Below are 4011 nucleotides of genomic sequence, written 5' to 3'. Positions count from 1 at the left end.
GCGTCATCGGGCCGCTCATCGGCCTTGCCGCCTATCTGTTATGGCGCCGGCAATCCGCGCAGATGCGGATCGCCGCCGAACAGGCGACGCGCGCCGAGCTCGAACGTCGTGTCGTCGAGCGCACCGAGGATCTGAGCCGCGCCCGCGATCGCCTGCAGGCCGAGATCACCGACCATCGCAGCACAGAGGCCAAGCTGCAGGTAGTGCAGCAGGAGCTGGTGCAAGCCAATCGACTGGCCATCCTCGGTCAGGTCGCCGCCGGTGTCGCTCATGAGATCAACCAGCCGGTGGCGACCATCCGCGCCTATGCCGACAATGCGCGCGTCTTCCTCGACCGCCAGCAGACGGCGCCGGCCGAGGAGAACCTCGATGCCATCGCGGCGCTGACCGAGCGTATCGGCACCATCACCGACGAGTTGAAAACCTTCGCCCGCAAGGGCCGCACGGCGGCCGAGCCGGTCGAGTTGCGCGGCGTCATCGAGGGCGCGGTGGTGCTGCTCAGAAGCCGTTTCGCCGGCCGGCTCGACGCGCTCGATATCGCGCTGCCGCCGCCCGCACTCAAGGTCATGGGCAATCGGGTGCGGCTGGAACAGGTGCTGATCAATTTGTTCCAGAACGCGCTGGAGGCGCTGGACGGTCGCGACGGCGCCAGGGTCGAGGTTTTGGTCGAGGAAAAAGACGACGGCGTCGTGCTCAATGTCTCGGACAACGGGCCGGGCATTCCGCCGGCGATCCTGAAATCGCTGTTCACGCCCTTCAACACCTCGAAGGAGAAAGGGCTGGGGCTAGGTCTCGTCATCTCCAAGGACATCGTCGCCGACTATGGCGGACGCATCGAGGTCGCGAGCGGCGCCGAGGGCACGCGTTTCACCATCCATCTTGCGAAAGCGGCGTAGCATGGCGACCAACGACCCCGCCCCGGTCATCCTGATCGACGACGACGCCGATCTCCTGAAGGCGACAAGGCAGACGCTGGAGCTCGCCGGCTTCGCGGTGTCGGCCTTTTCGATGGCGCGAGAGGCTCTGGCCGGGCTCGACGCCGGTTTCGCCGGCGTGGTGGTGTCCGACATCCGCATGCCCGAGATCGACGGACTGCAGCTTTTCGACCACATCGTGGAGGTAGACCCGGACATCCCTGTCATCCTCGTCACCGGCCATGGCGACATCGCGATGGCCGTGAAGGCGATCAAGGACGGCGCATACGACTTCATCACCAAGCCCTTCGCGGCCGACCGGCTTGCACAAAGTGTCTGGCGGGCGGCCGAAAAGCGCCGCCTGGTGATGGAGAACCGGGCCTTGCGCGAGGCGGCCGAGCAGGCGCAGGACAGCCTGCCGCTGATCGGCCAGACGCCGGCGATGGAGCGGCTGCGCCGCACGCTGAGACAGATCGCCGATACCGATGTCGACGTTCTGGTGACCGGCGAGACGGGCTCCGGCAAGGAAGTGGTGGCGAGCCTGCTGCACCGCTGGAGCCGCCGCGCCCAGGGCAATTTCGTGGCGCTGAACTGCGGCACGCTGCCGGAGACGGTGATCGAGAGCGAATTGTTCGGCCACGAGGCAGGCGCCTTCACCGGCGCACAGAAGAAGAGGATTGGCCGCATCGAGCATTCAAGCGGCGGCACGCTGTTCCTCGACGAGATCGAGAGCATGCCGCCCTCGACCCAGGTGCAGATGCTGCGGGTGCTGGAAATGCGCGAGGTGACGCCGCTCGGCACCAATGAGGTGCGGCCCGTCGACCTGCGCGTCGTCGCCGCCGCCAAGGTCGATCTTGGCGATCCCGGCCAGCGAGGTGCCTTCCGCGAGGACCTTTACTACCGGCTGAACGTGGTGACGCTGTCGATCCCGCCGCTGCGCGAGCGCCGCGACGACGTGGCCCTGCTGTTCGGCTATTTCGCCGAGCGTGCGGCCGCCCGCTTCCAACGCTCGATGCCGGCCGTGCCGGCGGCGGTTACCCGCCATCTGAGAGAACATGACTGGCCCGGCAATGTGCGGGAGCTCGCCCATTTCGCCGAGCGTTTCGTGCTCGGGCTTGAGGACAGCGCCGGCGCGCAACAGCCTGCCCCGGCCGAATCGGATGCTGCCATGCCGCTGCCCGAACGGCTCGACCGCTACGAGGCCGAGATCATCCGCGAGACACTTGGCCGCAATGACGGCGATGTCCGGCGCACGATCGAGGCGCTGGGGATTCCGCGCAAGACCTTCTACGACAAGTTGCAGCGGCACGGCATCGTGCGCAGCGATTTTTCCAGATAATTCAATCGGGTGGAACGGAAAGCAGGGCGCGGCCGTTTGAAAGGCGCCGCGAACCGTGGCACGTCGGCACCAGATAGTCCCGAAGATCGCGGCGGAGTCCCCTGGCGAGGTGCGTTCGGGTTGCACTTGGCCGATGTTGATGGTTTGTTGCCGGGCAGCGGAGATTAAGTGATGCGAGAACCCGTCGGTCAAGACGAATATGGGTCGACCAGTCCCTTCGATCCGGACGAACTGTCGAATTTGAACGCGATCGGCCCGGCCATGGGGAGTGGCAACGACTTCGAGAAATACGCCGTCGCGGTGATCATCGTGTTCGGCGCGCTGATCATCGGCGGACTGATGGCCGCCTCGATGACCTTCGGCCACCGCAACGGCTTCCTGTTCGCGCTTGGCGGGGCAACATCCGCCTGGATATCGGGCAATGCGCTGCTGCTCGACCGGCCCCGCCTCTATGCCCTGTTCGTCGGCATCGCCGCCGTCATGCTGCTGGCCTCCACGTTGACATTGGTCGTCTGACCGGGCCTATCAACCAGGGCCTGGTAGCCAAGCGCCTCGCCGGCCGCGGCGCGGCTGTCGATGGCGCCGTTGTAGCGGGGCCGCCTGGCCCCAGCCACCATCAGGGCTTAGCAGCAATCAGAACATAACCCCGCGTGCGGTTAGCATTGTCCGAGTCTTGCGTGTTTCATTGCGTTAAATAGGTCGGCTGTCGTCACCCAGACGGGGGGATATTTGTACCGAGCAACGTCGAGGATGAGGAAACGGTCGGTCTCGGCATCATAAGCGGCCAAGGGTGAGATGTGGCCGCCTTTTTCCTGACCCATGGCTTTGCGCAAGTAATTGACGATGACAAAGTGCCTTTTGGTCGCGAGATAGCCTCGGACCTCCTTGCGGAAGGTGTCCATGCTGCTGTCGGCAGCATGTCGCACCTCAACCTGCACGGGCTGCAACGCAAGAAGGCCACCCAATTCATCTAAAGTCATGCCCTGCTTTTTGATTGTCTCAGCCGGAATGACCTGCTCGCTGCGGGCATCCAGAAGATTGTCCTGAGTGAAGGTGCTGTAGGGGTCATACTCGGGCACCGGTGGGGCTGGAACGCCAATGGCATTCAGAACCATGACACTGCTGGCCACCCCACAAAAAGCTTGGTTCTTCTGGGTGACGAAATTTATGGCCAGCGTAAAATAGGCTTCGCGGGCATCGGCCTCGATCAAGAGCGCTTCACCGGCATCGGAAGCCGCCCCGATGAGATTTGCCGGCAGCGGCAGCGTCTCGGCTCTGGCCTCCATCGAGGCCAATAACGTGGCAAGCAATGCGAGTCGAATGACATGCTTCATGAACATCGTCGCGCTCCTCGGCTGATCACCCTTCGGCCTGACAAACTTGCTCCCAAGTCTCGCAGCTGTCCAGACGAGCTTCGGCGCCATGAGAGCCATCTGTGACCCCTGATGTCAGCGAACGGCGAAGACGGCGGCCGATGGCGTGAAGGCGAAGGTGAGCGAAAGGCTGACGGCGATCAGCGTCCGGCGGTGAGATGCATGGCGGGGACTCCGGGGCGTGGGGGACGCCTAGGAAAGACCCTTGGAGCGCGATAGTCCAATAACAATTGAATAATCGAAACGGCCCGCTTACCCCGCCTCCGCTGCGGTCTTTGTCCGAAGGATAGGAAATGGCCGAGGTCAGCGCTGCCCCTCATCGCCCTGCCGGGCACTTCTCCCCGTATAGTGACGGGGAGAAGTGCCCGGCAGGGCGATGAGGGGC

Annotated in this window: 4 protein-coding genes; 3 read left to right on the top strand and 1 reads right to left on the bottom strand. The window is 64.2% G+C overall.

The window, feature by feature from the left end; translation table 11 throughout:
- The 3 genes from EOA33_RS26840 to EOA33_RS26830 form a co-directional block, all read left to right on the top strand.
- The coding region (locus tag EOA33_RS26840) for an ATP-binding protein (RefSeq protein WP_145989294.1) at positions 1-896 on the top strand (896 nt) is incomplete at its 5' end.
- 1 nt (position 897) lies between these two features.
- Positions 898-2253, top strand: a complete 1356-nt coding sequence (locus EOA33_RS26835; protein ID WP_126056554.1) for a sigma-54 dependent transcriptional regulator — start codon at positions 898-900, stop codon at positions 2251-2253.
- Between the two features lie 171 nt (positions 2254-2424).
- Positions 2425-2769, top strand: coding sequence for a hypothetical protein (locus tag EOA33_RS26830; protein WP_126056555.1), 345 nt, complete (start codon positions 2425-2427; stop codon positions 2767-2769).
- A 140-nt stretch (positions 2770-2909) separates the two neighbouring features.
- On the opposite strand, the gene EOA33_RS26825 is transcribed toward EOA33_RS26830, so the two are convergent.
- A complete protein-coding gene (locus EOA33_RS26825; RefSeq protein WP_210212612.1) occupies positions 2910-3593 on the bottom strand; it encodes a phytochelatin synthase family protein in 684 nt (227 codons plus the stop codon).
- Positions 3594-4011 lie beyond the last annotated feature (418 nt).

Source organism: Mesorhizobium sp. M4A.F.Ca.ET.050.02.1.1 (assembly GCF_003997725.1).
In the GTDB taxonomy this organism is placed as follows: Bacteria; Pseudomonadota; Alphaproteobacteria; order Rhizobiales; family Rhizobiaceae; genus Mesorhizobium.
This window is presented reverse-complemented; position numbering and strand designations above follow the sequence as displayed.